The 12,708-nt window shown below is 68.3% G+C and carries 17 protein-coding genes; 10 read left to right on the top strand and 7 right to left on the bottom strand.

From position 1 onward, the window contains the following. Positions 1-3 precede the first annotated feature (3 nt). The 7 genes from narI to E0E39_RS10645 are packed head-to-tail and all read left to right on the top strand — an operon-like array spanning position 4 to position 4,516. The gene (gene narI / locus E0E39_RS10675; protein ID WP_130874715.1) at positions 4-741 is read left to right on the top strand and encodes a respiratory nitrate reductase subunit gamma; all 738 of its coding nucleotides are present in this window, start codon (positions 4-6) and stop codon (positions 739-741) included. Next, entirely contained in the window at positions 738-992 is a 255-nt protein-coding gene (locus E0E39_RS10670; RefSeq protein WP_130874714.1) for a DUF6457 domain-containing protein, read from the top strand. Before narI ends, E0E39_RS10670 begins: the two co-directional genes overlap by 4 nt. Then, positions 992-1,738, top strand: a complete 747-nt coding sequence (locus E0E39_RS10665) for a HesA/MoeB/ThiF family protein (protein WP_130874713.1) — start codon at positions 992-994, stop codon at positions 1,736-1,738. Before E0E39_RS10670 ends, E0E39_RS10665 begins: the two co-directional genes overlap by 1 nt. A gap of 1 nt (position 1,739) precedes the next feature. Further along, positions 1,740-2,975, top strand: coding sequence for a molybdopterin molybdotransferase MoeA (locus tag E0E39_RS10660; RefSeq protein WP_130874712.1), 1,236 nt, complete (start codon positions 1,740-1,742; stop codon positions 2,973-2,975). Then, positions 2,972-3,442, top strand: coding sequence for a cyclic pyranopterin monophosphate synthase MoaC (moaC, locus tag E0E39_RS10655; RefSeq protein WP_130874711.1), 471 nt, complete (start codon positions 2,972-2,974; stop codon positions 3,440-3,442). Before E0E39_RS10660 ends, moaC begins: the two co-directional genes overlap by 4 nt. Then, complete coding sequence (locus tag E0E39_RS10650; RefSeq protein WP_130874710.1) at positions 3,435-4,280, top strand: NTP transferase domain-containing protein; 846 nt, start codon at positions 3,435-3,437, stop codon at positions 4,278-4,280. The genes moaC and E0E39_RS10650 overlap by 8 nt, the downstream gene beginning before the upstream one ends. Continuing rightward, the gene (locus tag E0E39_RS10645; protein ID WP_130874709.1) at positions 4,277-4,516 is read left to right on the top strand and encodes a MoaD/ThiS family protein; all 240 of its coding nucleotides are present in this window, start codon (positions 4,277-4,279) and stop codon (positions 4,514-4,516) included. Before E0E39_RS10650 ends, E0E39_RS10645 begins: the two co-directional genes overlap by 4 nt. Position 4,517: 1 nt before the next feature. Here E0E39_RS10645 and E0E39_RS10640 read toward each other — a convergent pair whose 3' ends face one another. Continuing rightward, positions 4,518-4,892 carry a hypothetical protein gene (locus tag E0E39_RS10640; protein ID WP_130874708.1) on the bottom strand — a complete coding sequence of 125 codons (375 nt, stop codon included), beginning with the start codon at positions 4,890-4,892 and terminating at the stop codon, positions 4,518-4,520. A 276-nt stretch (positions 4,893-5,168) separates the two neighbouring features. Here E0E39_RS10640 and E0E39_RS10635 point away from each other — a divergent pair, with 276 nt between their 5' ends. Genes E0E39_RS10635 through E0E39_RS10625 form a run of 3 tightly spaced genes read left to right on the top strand, consistent with a single transcriptional unit; the run spans position 5,169 to position 8,347 of the window. Then, positions 5,169-6,347, top strand: a complete 1,179-nt coding sequence (locus E0E39_RS10635) for an ABC transporter substrate-binding protein (RefSeq protein WP_130874707.1) — start codon at positions 5,169-5,171, stop codon at positions 6,345-6,347. Beyond that, positions 6,344-7,516, top strand: a complete 1,173-nt coding sequence (locus E0E39_RS10630) for a FecCD family ABC transporter permease (protein ID WP_130874706.1) — start codon at positions 6,344-6,346, stop codon at positions 7,514-7,516. Before E0E39_RS10635 ends, E0E39_RS10630 begins: the two co-directional genes overlap by 4 nt. A 30-nt stretch (positions 7,517-7,546) precedes the next feature. After that, entirely contained in the window at positions 7,547-8,347 is an 801-nt protein-coding gene (locus E0E39_RS10625; RefSeq protein ID WP_130874705.1) for an ABC transporter ATP-binding protein, read from the top strand. Positions 8,348-8,474: 127 nt separating this feature from the next. Here E0E39_RS10625 and E0E39_RS10620 read toward each other — a convergent pair whose 3' ends face one another. The 6 genes from E0E39_RS10620 to E0E39_RS10595 all read right to left on the bottom strand — a co-directional run bounded on the left by E0E39_RS10620 (position 8,475) and on the right by E0E39_RS10595 (position 12,670). Next, positions 8,475-9,185, bottom strand: coding sequence for an ATP-binding cassette domain-containing protein (locus tag E0E39_RS10620; RefSeq protein WP_130874704.1), 711 nt, complete (start codon positions 9,183-9,185; stop codon positions 8,475-8,477). After that, a complete protein-coding gene (locus tag E0E39_RS10615) occupies positions 9,182-9,946 on the bottom strand; it encodes an ABC transporter permease (protein ID WP_130874703.1) in 765 nt (254 codons plus the stop codon). Before E0E39_RS10615 ends, E0E39_RS10620 begins: the two co-directional genes overlap by 4 nt. Next, positions 9,943-10,752 (bottom strand): molybdate ABC transporter substrate-binding protein, encoded by an 810-nt coding sequence (gene modA, locus E0E39_RS10610; protein WP_130874702.1) that lies wholly within the window; start codon positions 10,750-10,752, stop codon positions 9,943-9,945. The genes E0E39_RS10615 and modA overlap by 4 nt, the downstream gene beginning before the upstream one ends. Further along, positions 10,749-11,147 carry a TOBE domain-containing protein gene (locus E0E39_RS10605; protein WP_130875700.1) on the bottom strand — a complete coding sequence of 133 codons (399 nt, stop codon included), beginning with the start codon at positions 11,145-11,147 and terminating at the stop codon, positions 10,749-10,751. The genes modA and E0E39_RS10605 overlap by 4 nt, the downstream gene beginning before the upstream one ends. A 78-nt stretch (positions 11,148-11,225) precedes the next feature. Continuing rightward, entirely contained in the window at positions 11,226-12,209 is a 984-nt protein-coding gene (gene moaA, locus E0E39_RS10600) for a GTP 3',8-cyclase MoaA (RefSeq protein ID WP_130874701.1), read from the bottom strand. Then, positions 12,206-12,670: a molybdenum cofactor biosynthesis protein MoaE gene (locus tag E0E39_RS10595; RefSeq protein WP_245988281.1), complete on the bottom strand. Its 465-nt coding sequence runs from the start codon at positions 12,668-12,670 to the stop codon at positions 12,206-12,208. The genes moaA and E0E39_RS10595 overlap by 4 nt, the downstream gene beginning before the upstream one ends. Between the last annotated feature and the right edge of the window lie 38 nt (positions 12,671-12,708).

Raw genomic sequence — 12,708 nt, 5'->3', positions numbered from 1 at the left:
TCCATGAACACTCTGCTCTGGGGGGTTTTCCCCTACATCGCGATGGCGGTCTTCGTCGTCGGCATGATCTGGCGATACCGATTCAGCCAGTTCTCCTGGACCACCCGCAGCTCGCAGATCTATGAGTCGCGGCTGCTGCGCATCGGTGCTCCACTGTTCCACTTCGGCCTGCTGTTCGCCTTCGGTGGGCATCTCATGGGGCTGGTCATTCCGAAATCGTGGACCGATGCCCTCGGCATCGGACAGGAGACCTACCACCTGGTCGCGGTGGCCGGCGGCTGGGTCTCCGGGATCATGATCGCCGTCGGGTACCTGATCCTCATCATCCGGCGCATCGCCGTGCCCGCGGTGCGGAAGGCCACCACCATCGGGGATGTCGTGATGTACGTGGTGCTGACCGCCATTCTCGTCACCGGCGCGTGGAACACGCTGACCACCACCTTCGACCACCACTACAACTACCGGCAGGGGGTGGGTCCCTGGTTCCGCAGCATCTTCACCTTCCAGCCGAACATCGAGCTGATGGTGAACTCGCCGTTATCCTTCCAGGCGCACGCCTTCCTGGCGTTCCTGATCCTGCTGATCTGGCCGTTCACCCGGTTGGTGCACGCCTTCAGCATCCCGGTCGGGTACGTGACCCGGCCCTACGTGGTCTACCGCTCCGCCGGTAGGAAACCGGCCCGGCACACCAATGTGCCCGCTGGGCTGTGGGACAAACCCAAACTGAAGGAGCAGGTGTGAGCGGTCGGGAACCCATTGACGAGACCACCTGGGCTGCCTGGGTGGAGCACGTGGCCGCGGCCCTGGAGGTCGACGCATCCGGGGTTTCGCCGCGCGCCGTTCACGACCTGACGGGCCAGGTCGCGGCACGCTACCAGCGCCCCATGGCCCCGGTCTCCGCCTACCTGTGGGGGTTGGCGATCGCCACCCACCCGGACCGTGATCCCGGGGAACTGGCCCGGGTCATTCTCGATGCGCTCCCGGAGGGCTGATGCAGCCGGTCATCGCCGTCCCTGAGCCCCTCACCGACGCCGAACGTGAACGCTACCAGCGAACCATGGCCATCGACGGTTTCGGGGAGGAGGCCCAGGGCAGGCTCAAGGCAGCCACGGTGTGCTGCATCGGTGCGGGAGGTCTTGGCGGTCCCGTGCTGCAGTACCTGGCCGCCTCCGGGGTGGGGCGGCTGATCGTCGTCGACGACGACGTCGTGGAGGAACGCAACCTGCAACGCCAGACCCTCTACGGAAACGCGACCCTGGGAGCCTCCAAGGCCGACGCCGCCGCCGCGCGGCTGGCGGACCTCAACCCCTTGGTCGAGGTGATTCCCGTGCCTCTGCGCGTCACGCAGGAGACGGCGGAGGAGATTCTCGGGGACTGCGACGTGGTGGTGGACGCGGTGGACAACCTGCCCACCCGCCTGGTCGTGGCGCGGACCTGTCAGCGCCTCGACCTGCCTTTGGTCTTCGGCGCGGTCCAGGCCGTCAACGGGCAGGTCACGGTGCTGTGGGAACGTCACGGACTGGCGCTGTCGGACCTGTTCCCCGACCCCCCGCGAAGCTGCCCGACGGCCTCCGAGGTCGGGGTGCTGGGTCCCATGACCGGCTGGGTGGGTTCGGTGATGGCCACCGAGGTGGTCAAGCTGCTCACTGGGGTCGGGGAACCGCTGCTGGGGCGCGTGATGTACATCGACACCCTCCGGGCGAGGGTGGTGGAACTACCGTTTGCCGGGAGGAGTTGACGTGCGCGACAGGCTGAGCATCGAGGAGTACCGGGACGAGCTGCTCCGGCTCGTGACGCGGATCACGGATGTCGAGACCGTGTCCCTGGGCCGGGCGGACGGGCGGACGCTGGCGGCGCCGGTGACCGCGGCCGCGGCCGTTCCGGTGTTCGCGAACTCCGCCATGGACGGTTTCGCGGTCCACGAAACCGACCGGCACCGGGGCGCCGAGCTGAGCGTGGTCGGGACGGTCGCCGCGGGGTCACCGCTGGATCCGGCGATGGCTCCCGGCGAGTGCGTGCGGATCATGACGGGCGCGCCCCTGCCGTCGCAGGCCGATGCGGTGGTGCCCGTCGAACTGACCGAGGAATCCGGGGGGATCGTCCGGATCGTCGAGGAACCGGGCGGGAAAACCCACGTCAGGGCAGCGGGGGAGGACTTTTCCGCCGGCGCCGAGGTGCTGCCCGCCGGGCTTCGGCTGGGACCGCGATCCCTCGGCGCAGCGGCCGCCTGCGGGCGGGGCGAGGTGACGGTGGTGCGGCGGCCCCGCGTTGCCGTCATCGCGACGGGCGACGAGCTGCGCCCCGCGGGTGCGGTGCTCGCCCGGGGCCAGATCCACGAGTCGAACGGCACCTTCATGGCCGGGCAGCTGATCAGGATGGGCGCCGAGGTGGTCGCCGCCCCGGTCCTGCCCGACGAGCCGGGGAGCTTCGCCGCCGGGCTGGAGGCCGCGGCGGCAGGGGCGGATCTGGTGGTGCTGAGCGGCGGGGGTTCCGTCGGCGACCACGACGTGGTGCGGCAGGGGCTGGGGGGGGAGATCGGTTCCTCCGCCGCGGTGCGGTCCCGGTTCGTCCACGTCGTGATGCAACCCGGGAAACCGCAGGGCTGGGCGCTGTGGCGGGCGGGGGAGCGGGAGGTGCCGCTGGTGGCGCTGCCCGGCAATCCGTTGTCCACGATGGTCAGCTGCGAATTGTTCGTGGAGCCGTTGCTCGACGCAATGTTGGGCCGTGTCCCACGGTCCTGGCTGCGGGCCGTCGTCGGGTCCCCCTGGCCCGCCCCCAGGGGTCGTCGCCAAGTGGTGCCGGTCATCGTCGAAACCGACGAGACGGGGCGCCTGGTCGTGGTGCCCGCCCACGAGGGAATCTCGGCCTCACATCTGGTCTCGGCCGCCGCCCGGGCCGATGGCCTGGCCCTGCTCGACGAACCGACGGACAGCGTCCGGCCCGGCGACCTCGTCTCCTTCCGGAGGTACCTGTGAAGTTCACCCACCTCGATTCCGCCGGCCAGGCCCGCATGGTCGACGTCACCGACAAACAACCGACGAAACGCGCCGCCACCGCCTCCGCGACGGTGGTTTGCGACCCGGAGATCCTGAAACGCATCGCATCCGGGGAGATGCCGAAGGGCGACGTGCTTGCGGTGGCGCGCATCGCCGGGATTGCTGCGGCGAAACGAACCCCGGAGCTGCTGCCGCTGGCCCACGTGATCGGGGTGCACGGCGCTGTGGTCGACCTGACCCTGGGCCCGGAGAGCATCGAGGTGGTCGCCACGGTGCGTACCGCCGACCGCACCGGCGTCGAGATGGAGGCCCTCACCGCCGCCTCCGTCGCCGCGCTGGCGCTGATCGACATGGTCAAGGGCCTCGACAGGCACGCCCACATCCGCGAGGTGAAGCTGCTTGCCAAGGAGGGCGGCCGGTCGGGCAGTTGGCGGCGCGATGCCTGAGTTCGACGCGATCATCCTGGCGGGTGGCCGCGGATCGCGGCTCGGCGGGGTGTCCAAGGCTGACCTGGTCGTCGGCGGCAGGCGGCTGCTCGACGTGGTGCTCGAGGCGGTCAGGCGCGCCCGCACGACGGTGGTGGTCGGCCCGGTGGCGGTGCCCGACGGGGTCTTGGTCACCGTCGAGGACCCTCCGGGAACCGGACCGGCAGCCGGGATCGTCGCCGGCCTGGACGCCGTCGGGGAACCCGCGGAATGGACGGTGGCGCTGGCCTGCGACCTGCCCGGCGTGCAGGCGGCCGTGCCCCGGCTGCTCGCCGCGACCACGCGGGACGACGACCTGGACGGCTACTGCCTGGCCTCGGCGGAGGGAACCCCCCAGTGGCTGCTGGGAATCCACCGCACCGCGCGGCTGCGGGCGGCGGCCCGGGCCTACGGCGACCCGCGGAACCGGTCGGTTCGCGGGCTGCTGGCGGGCATGCGGCTGGGGTTGCTGCCCGATGTCGGTGACGACGGTCGTGACGTGGACACATGGGCGGATCACGCCCACTGGAACGAGTTCTGGAGGGACAAGATGAGTCAGGACGAAACCGGCTGGCAGGAGTTCGTGGACCAGGCCTGTGCGGCCCTGGAGATCGACCCGGGGCGCGTGGACATTCACGGGGTGCTGGAACTCAGCCGCGAGATCGCCCACGCGGGGGCGCGCCCCATGGCCCCCGTGAGCGCCCATCTGTGGGGGCTAGCAGCCGGAGCCACCCCGGGACGCGACCTCGACTACCTGCGCCGGGTGGTGGAGGACGCCGCCACTTCGGCGCCCCTGCCGCCGGAGAAGGAGGAGAAATGATCCTCGTCCGGTTGTTCGCGGCCGCGGAGGCCGCCGCCGGGACCGGTACCGAGGAGGTGGAGGCCGCCACCCTCGGTGAGCTGAAGGCCATCCTCGTCGCCCGTCACGGTGAGGGGTTCGAGGCGGTGCTGGGGCGTTGTTCCACGCTGGTCGATGGCAGGGCGGGCCTGCCGGACGACCACGACCTGACCGGGGCGCGGGGGGTCGACGTCCTACCGCCCTTCGCCGGGGGCTGATTCAGCGACCCGGAAGTTCTCGCAGCAACTCCTCCGGAACGGGGAACGGGAGGATGTGGAAGGTCTGGTCGGAATTGATGTCGTTGAAGTCATCCTCCTTGACGCGCACGAAATCCGGGGTGGCCTCGGCGACGTAGACCTTCGATGTGCCCGAGTCGGTCACGAGTTCGTAGGGGGCGGCCAGGTAGCGGATGCCAAGCTCGTCGAGGGTCTCCTCCGCTTCAAGCCAGTCAACCGTTCCGCTGCGTTCCCGGCCGAGCAGGTCGATGGCGACGAAACCCTCGCCGCGGGGTGCGATCCAGCCGATGGGCTCGCGGTTCGCCCCGCCGAGATGCGTTATCCAGTCCTCGGGCACGATCTTCTCGGTCTGCCTCATGTCCCAGAGTTTAGGGGGCTGTGGGCGGGGTCCGTTCACCGTGGCGGAACAGGGCGGTGCAGGCGAAACCAAACGTGTGTGAAGCTCGCTGCCATACGGAGCTTCGTCCCGGGCGGCGTCTCAGATAGTGCAACGCCTGAGTTGCGCAATCCTGCGATCTGCTCTTAGGGTTGCCTAGCTTTCTCTCTGAAAGGACGCCGTCAGCGTCCCGGGCAGTTCGATCTGACCGATACCACCAAACACAATCGCGCCGTCGTGGCGGCAGGAGGCATGGATATGAAACGCAGGACTTTTCTGGCAGGAGCCGCGGGGGCGCTGGGGGTGGCCGCCGTCTCGGCGTGCGGCAACCGGAACCAGACGGCCGAAACATCCGGTTCGGGTTCCGCAGGTGGCGCATTGACCATCACCGATGTCGCGGGCCGTACCGTCACCCTGGAATCCGCTCCCACCAAGATCATCCTGGGGGAATCCCGCCAGGCCTACTCGCTGCTCTTCCTGCAGCGCGACAACCTGATGGACAAGGTAGTGGCCTGGGGAACCGACATCCAGAGCGCTGCCCCCGACATCTACGATCGCCTGGTGAAGGTGCAGCCCAAGGCGGCAGAGCTGCCCACCGTCGGCAGCGTCGCCAAGGGAGACCTGAGCGTGGAGAACCTCCTCGAGTACAACCCCGACCTGTTCCTCATGACCCTGGAACAGTACGAGGCCGCCAAACAGGCCGGGTTCGACGCGAAACTGGATTCCGCCAAGATCCCCTACCTGGTGACCGATTTCCGCAAGAAACCGGTGGAGAACACCCACACCAGCGTCCGGCTGCTGGGTCAGGCCTTCGGCGTCTTCGGCAAGGCGGATGAGTTCCTCACCTACTATGACTCCTTGGTCAACCCGGTCCTGGAGGCAGCCAAGGCCAAGGCCGAGGCGGATCGCCCGAGTGTTTTCGTGTGGCGTTCCCCCGGCATCTCCGAACCCGGCCGCACCTTCGGGGAGTCCAACTTCGGCCAGATTGTCACCGCCAGCGGCGGCAACAACCTCGGCACCAAACTTATCGATGGGGACGCGGGCACCGTCACGGCCGAGCAGCTGATCGCATCCCAGCCGGACATCATCATCGCCACGGGAGGCGACTGGGAGAAGCAGAAGGTGAGCGAGAAGACGGTCATCAAGTACGTCAAACTCGGCTACAACGCCACCCCTGAGGAGACGAACCAGACCTTGGGGCAGCTGTCCAGCGAGACCGGTTACAGCGAGCTGAAAGCGTTCAGCGACAAGCAGGTCTACGGCATCTACCACCAGCTCTACGACGCGCCGTACAACTTCCTCGCCTACGTCGCCTTCGCCGAATGGCAGGGACTCAAGGTTGACGGGCTGCCCGAGGTGGACGCCGCCTGGAGCGAGTTCCACGACAAGTTCATGCCCTTCAAGGCCGAGGGCGTCTTCGCCGCCAAGCTGTCATGACCGACACCAAGGCAGCCGAGACCGTCTCGGAGAGTAGCGCCGCAGTGGGAGCCGCGGTACTGGAGGACGGCTCCCAGAAGGAAGCACTCGCCGAGTTCTGGCGGATCAAGACCAAACGCATGCTGACCCTCGTCGGCATTCTCGTGGCCGTGGTGGCCATGTTCGTGATCGCCATGCTGGTGGGGCCGCTCAACATCAGCGCCGCGGACATCGCCAGCACCTATCTCAGGGGGATCGCGGAAGGACTGCAGCAACTGGGGATCGATGCCGGATGGGCGGCGGAGGTGTCCGGGCGGACCCGAACCGTCGTGATGGAGTTGCGTACCCCGCCCGCTCTCATGGCGGTGGTGGCCGGAGCCGCACTGGCCCTTGCCGGCGCGCAGATGCAGACCATTCTCGACAACCCCCTGGCGGAGCCCTACACTCTCGGCGTCTCCGCCGCTGCGGGTTGCGGCGCGGCAATCGTGATCGCCACCGGGATCAGTTTCCCCTTCTTCTCCGAGGCCTCCGTGCCGATCGGCGCCGCGGCGCTGGCTCTGGTCGCCAGCGGGGTGATTGCGCTGGTGTCGCGGCTGCGGCGGTCGGGTCGCGAAACCATCATCCTGCTGGGTATCGCCCTGGTCTTCGGGTTCCAGGCGTTGCTGATGCTGCTTCAGTACCGGGCCTCCCAGGAATCCCTTCAGCGGATGGTGTTCTGGACCATGGGGTCGCTGGAACGCGCCACCTGGTTCTCCATCGCCATGGTGCTGGTCTCCCTCATCGTGGTCACTCCGCTGTTCTCGATGAACCAGTGGAAACTCACTGCGCTCTCGCTTGGTGAGGCCCGGGCCCGGGCCATGGGTGTGAAGGTCGACAACGTCCGCATGTGGACCCTGCTGGGGGCCTCCCTGATCGCGGCGCTCACCGTCAGCTCCGTCGGGATCATCGGTTTCGTGGGCCTGGTCGGCCCCCACGTGGCCCGCATCCTGGTGGGGGAGGACCAGCGGCTCTTCGTGCCGACGGCAATGGCCTGCGGCGCTCTAGTGCTCACCAGCGCCCATGCGGTGGCCCAGATCGTGGTGCCGGGTGTGGTACTCCCGGTCGGCATCCTCACGGCCCTCGTCGGTGTCCCGGTGTTCGTGCTGATCATCCTGGGTAGGCGGCGCACCACCTCCGCCATCTCCAACTAGACCACGCTCACGAGAAGAGGTTCGGAACTCATGCTCAACCTTGAATCCATCAGCGTGAGCTATGGAAAACACGCGGTGCTCTCCGGTCTCGACCTGACCATCAAGGAGGGCGTCGTCGCGGGGCTGCTCGGCCCCAACGGCTGCGGGAAGTCGACGCTGGTCCGTTCCATCGCGGGCGCCCAGCACTGCCACGGGTCGGTCAGCTACGGGAAACGCAGCGGCCGCGCCCTGCAGGACGTCACCGGGTACATGCCCCAGGAGATCCCGGGGCACATCGCTCTGACCGCCATGGAATCGGTGCTGGTCTCGGCCCAACGCGGCGGCTCGGCGTGGCGGGTCCCGAAAAAGGACGTGGAACGCGCCTACGCCGCCCTCGACGCGCTGGGCATCGGCAAGCTCGCCAACACCTATCTGGGGGAGTGCTCGGGAGGCCAACGGCAGCTCATCTCCCTGGCGCAGACCCTCGTTCATGGACCCGAACTGGTGCTGCTCGACGAACCGACCAGTGCCCTGGACCTGAAACACCAGGTCCGGGTGCTGCGCAGCGTCCGCAAACACGTCCACGGCTCCGAGGCTACGGTCGCCGAGAAACTGAACGGAAAGGACGCGGATGCGGGGGAGTCGTCCTCCCGGCTGGCCCTGGTGGTCCTGCACGACATCAACCTGGCCACCCGGTTCTGCGACGAGGTGATGCTGATGACCGCCGGTGAGGTGGTGGCCCAGGGAACCCCACACGAGGTCTGCACCTCGGAGAACCTGAGCCGGGTCTACGACACGGAGGTGGCGGTGAACACGGACGAGGACGGGGTGCTCACGGTCGTGGCCCGATAGGGGATCGACCCGGCTTCTCCGGAAGCTCCCTCGGGAAGCTGGTTGAGCCGGGCCGTGACGAAGGAACAGTCCGAGTCGAAACCACAGGGTGGTCGAGAAACAGGCGGTGTCAAGGAGGTCGCCCGGGTCAGTCCCGGACGAACAGCAGTTTCCCGAAGGAACTGCCCGGACGGGCCATGACCTCGGCGGCCGGGCCGTGTTCCACGATCCGGCCGTTGTCCAGCACCGCGACGTCGTCGGCCAGTGCCGCGACGTCGGCCGGGTCGTGGGTGACGATAATGCAGGGGCAGCCGACCTCGGCGAGGGCCGCCTTGACCGCCACCCGCAACCGGGGCGTGTACTCGACATCCACGGCGGCGAAGGGTTCGTCGATCAGCATCGCGCGGGGCCTGGTGGCCAGTGCCCGGGCCAGCGCGACCCGAGCCGCCTGACCACCTGACAGCTCGTCGGGTCTGCGGGAGGCGAGGTCGGCGGCATCCAAGCGCTCCAGCATCTCCAGCGCCAACGCCCTGGCCTCGTCGCGCCGGAGCTTCTGGGCGCGGGGCCCGTAGGCGACGTTGCCCAGCACGTCGAGGTGCGGGAACAGCAGCGGCTGCTGCCCGAGCAAGCCGATGCGCCGCCGGTGGGCGGGAACGAAACGGCGGGAGTCGACCAGTACCTGGCCGTCGATGTCGAGGCGGCCGCGGTCGGGTTTCAGCAGCCCGCACAGCAGGTCCAGCAGCGTCGATTTCCCGGCCCCGTTCGGGCCGACCACGGCCAGTACCCGCCCCGCCGGCACGTCCAGGCCGGTTTCGTGGTTGCGGGCATTGAGGGTTCCCTCCCAGTGCAGTCCCTTCACGACCTGGTCCTTCCCTTTCCGTACGCGATCACCATGACGATTCCCGCGAAGATCACCAGCAGCAGCGACAAGGCGATGGTGGCATCCGGGTCGGCCTCCCGCTGGAGGTAGATCTCCAGCGGCAGGGTCCGGGTCCTGCCCTGCAGGGAACCCGCGAAGGTCAGGGTGGCGCCGAACTCGCCCAGCGCCCGGGCGAAACTGAGCACGGCCCCCGACAACAGCCCCGGGAACACCAGCGGCAGGGTCACCGTGAACAGGGTCCGGGTGGGGGAGGCCCCCAGGGTGGCGGCCACCCTCTCGTAGCGGTCCCCGGCGGTGCGCAGCGCCCCCTCGAGACCCATCACCAGGAAGGGCAGCGACACGAAGGTCTGCGCCAGGATGACGGCCACGGTGCTGAAGGCGATCTTGATGCCCGCGGCCTCCAGGTGCTGCCCGATCAGACCCATCCGCCCGAACGTGAACAGCAGCGCCAGCCCGCCGACCACCGGGGGCAGCACCAGCGGCAACAGCACCAGGGGCCGCAGCCAGCGCAGCCCGTGGCGCGCCAGGATCAGCGCCATTGGCGTGCCGAGCACGATGCAGAAGACGGTGCTGACGCTCGCAGTGAGGATGCTGAGCTGCAACGCCGCCAGCGACGACTGCGACGTCAGCAGTTCCCACAGGCCGGGCCACGGCACCCTGCTGAGCAACCCGGCCAGGGGCAGCGCCACCAGCAGCATGCCGAGTGCCGCCGGCAACACCACCCATCTGGGGGTCGTCACCTGGGTGCGCCGAAACCAGCTGCCTGCAGCATGGACTGGCCCTGTTCACCGAGCACGAAGTCAACGAAGGCCTGGGCTCCCTGGCGCGCGGACTTCGTCACCGCGATCGGGTACTTGTTGACGATCTTGTCCGCCTCGGGGGTTTCGACGACCTTGACCTTGTCCCCCGCGCCCGCGGCGTCGGTTACGTAGACCAGGCCCGCATCGGCCTCACCCGAGGTGACCTTGGCCAGTACGTCGGTGACCTTCTGCTCCTCCGAGACCGGGGTGAAGGTGAAACCGGTGGCCTCCGAGAGCTGTTTGGTGGCCGCGCCGCAGGGAACCTGCTCGGCGCACACCACAAGCTTCACACCCTCCTTGGTGGCATCCTCCAGTTTTGTGATTCCCGCCGGGTTGCTGGGAGGGGTGACCAGGGTCAGGGTGTTGGTGGCGAAGATCTTCGTGTTCGCGGCATCGACGTTGCCGGCGTCAGAGGCCACCTTCATCTGCTTCTCGTTGGCGGAGGCGAAGACATCGGCCTCGGCGCCGTTGTTGATCTGGGTGGCCAGCTCCGAGGAACCGGCGAAGGAGAACTCGATGGTGTAGTTCGGGTGGGTTTTCTTGAACTCCTCGTAGATCTTCGGGAAGACGTTCTTCAGGGAGGCCGCGGCGAAGATAGTCAGGGTCGCGCTGGTCTGGTCGGTGCCGCCCGATGCGGCGGAGGACGCCGCCGGTTGTGTTGCGTTCTGGCTGGTGTTGGACGTGGCCTGGGAACCGCAGGCGGTCAGGGCCAGCAGGCCCGCCAGGGCCAGGGTGAGTTTCTTCACGAAAGTCCTTCCGGGGTTTCAACGATCACCGTGGTGGCCTTCACCACGGCCGTGGCGAGTGTTCCCGGGACCAATCCGAGCCGATCCGCGGATTCCGTGCTCATCAGGGATGTGACGACGAAGGGTCCGCACCGCAACTGCACCTCCGCCATCACCTTGTCCTTCTTGACGGCCATCACCAACCCGGTGAGGCGGTTGCGCGCCGAGGTGGGGGTGCCCTCCGTCTCGGCCGCGGCCTGCCGGGCCTGCTGGAAGGCCACCAGGTCGCGTCCGTCGACGCTGAGGTGCCCGCCGTCACGGGATGCGCGCAACACGCCCCGGTCGATGTTTCGCCTGAGGGTGTCGTCGCTGACGCCGATCAACTGGGCGGCTTCCCGGATGCTGAAGGTGGTCATGGGGCTCACCGGCAAATCCTGTTCGTCGGAATCTGAGTGTCAAACCCCGTCATGGTATCCGCACATGCGAGTGAAAAGCTATCCGCCGATCGCATTCATGGGACGTTGAGGCTGAAGGAAACCGGGATTGTTGATTCCGTGGCCGGGCAGTTTGCGCAGCAGGCAGCGGTGGAAGATCCCGGCCAGTTCCTCGTCCCCGGCGCCTTCGCGCATCGGGGTGCGCAGGTCGGACTCCTCCGTGGCGAACAGACAGTTTCGCAGCTGCCCGTCGGCGGTCAGTCGCAACCGGTCACAGGCGCCGCAGAACGGCGCGGTCACCGACGCGATGATGCCGACGGTCGCGGGGCCGCCATCCACCAGGAAACGTTCCGCGGGTGCCGCGCCACGACCCGGCAGCGGGCTCAGGGTGAAGTGTTCACCGAGCCGGGCCATGGTCTCGGCGGCGGTCACCATCGAGTCGCGCCGCCAGGTGTGCCCCGCGTCGAGGGGCATCTGCTCGATGAAACGCAGCTCATAGCCGTGGTCCATCGCGAAGGCCAGGAGGTCGGGTGCCTCGTCGTCGTTGATCCCGCGCAGCTGCAGCGCGTTGAGTTTCACCGGGTGCAGCCCCGCGGCATCCGCCGCCGCAATCCCGGCCAGGACGTCGGCGAGCCGGTTGCGGCGGGTGAGCTGGTGGAAACGATCCGGTTTCAGGGTGTCCAGGGAAACGTTCACCCTCGCCAGGCCGGCCCGTTTCAGGGGCTCGGCCAGCCGGGCCAGGCCGATGCCATTGGTGGTGATGGAGATCTCGGGGCGCGGCTCGACCGATGCGATGGCCGCCACCACGTCCACGCAGTCGGGGCGCAGCAGCGGTTCCCCGCCCGTCAGGCGCACCTCCTCAATGCCCTCCCCGACGGCGATCCGCACTATCCGCATCAGTTCCTCGGGGGTCAGCAGGGTGGTGCGGGGCAGCCACGGCACCCCCTCGGGGGGCATGCAGTAGGTGCAGCGCAGGTTGCAGTGGTCGGTCAGCGAGATCCGCAGATCGCGGTGAACACGGCCGAAACGGTCGGTCAGGGTCACTGGGGCAACCCCAGGTTGGACCAGGACGCGCGCCCGGACTCCTCGTGCTGGTGCTTCCAGATCGGCACCTCCGCCTTGACGCGATCCACCAGCGTCCGGCACAGCTCGAAGGCCTGGCCGCGGTGCGCCGATGCGGCGACGGCGACGATCGCCACATCCCCGACCCCGAGGGAGCCGATCCGGTGCTCGACGGCGAGGACGGCCCTGCCCTCCGGGTCCAGGTCCGATGCGACGGATGCGGCGACGCCGGCCAGGAACCGGTCAGCGTCGGGATGACAGGTGTAGTCGAGCCCTACGACGACTCCCTCGGCCTCCTCGTCGTGGTCGCGGATCAGGCCCGTAAAGCTCACTCGCGCGCCCGCGTGCGCGCTGGAGACGAGAGCCTCCAGACGTGACTGGTCGATGGGGTCGGTGGTGATGGCGGCGTGGATCACCGGCATGGACACCCCCTCCTCGCGCATGACTATCCCTGACAGGCCGCAAGCCTACTGGGCGATCC

Source organism: [Pseudopropionibacterium] massiliense (genome assembly GCF_900607225.1).
Taxonomy (GTDB): Bacteria; Actinomycetota; Actinomycetes; order Propionibacteriales; family Propionibacteriaceae; genus Arachnia; species Arachnia massiliensis.
Note: the sequence above shows the minus strand (reverse complement) of the source record. Positions and strands in the feature narration are given on the sequence as shown.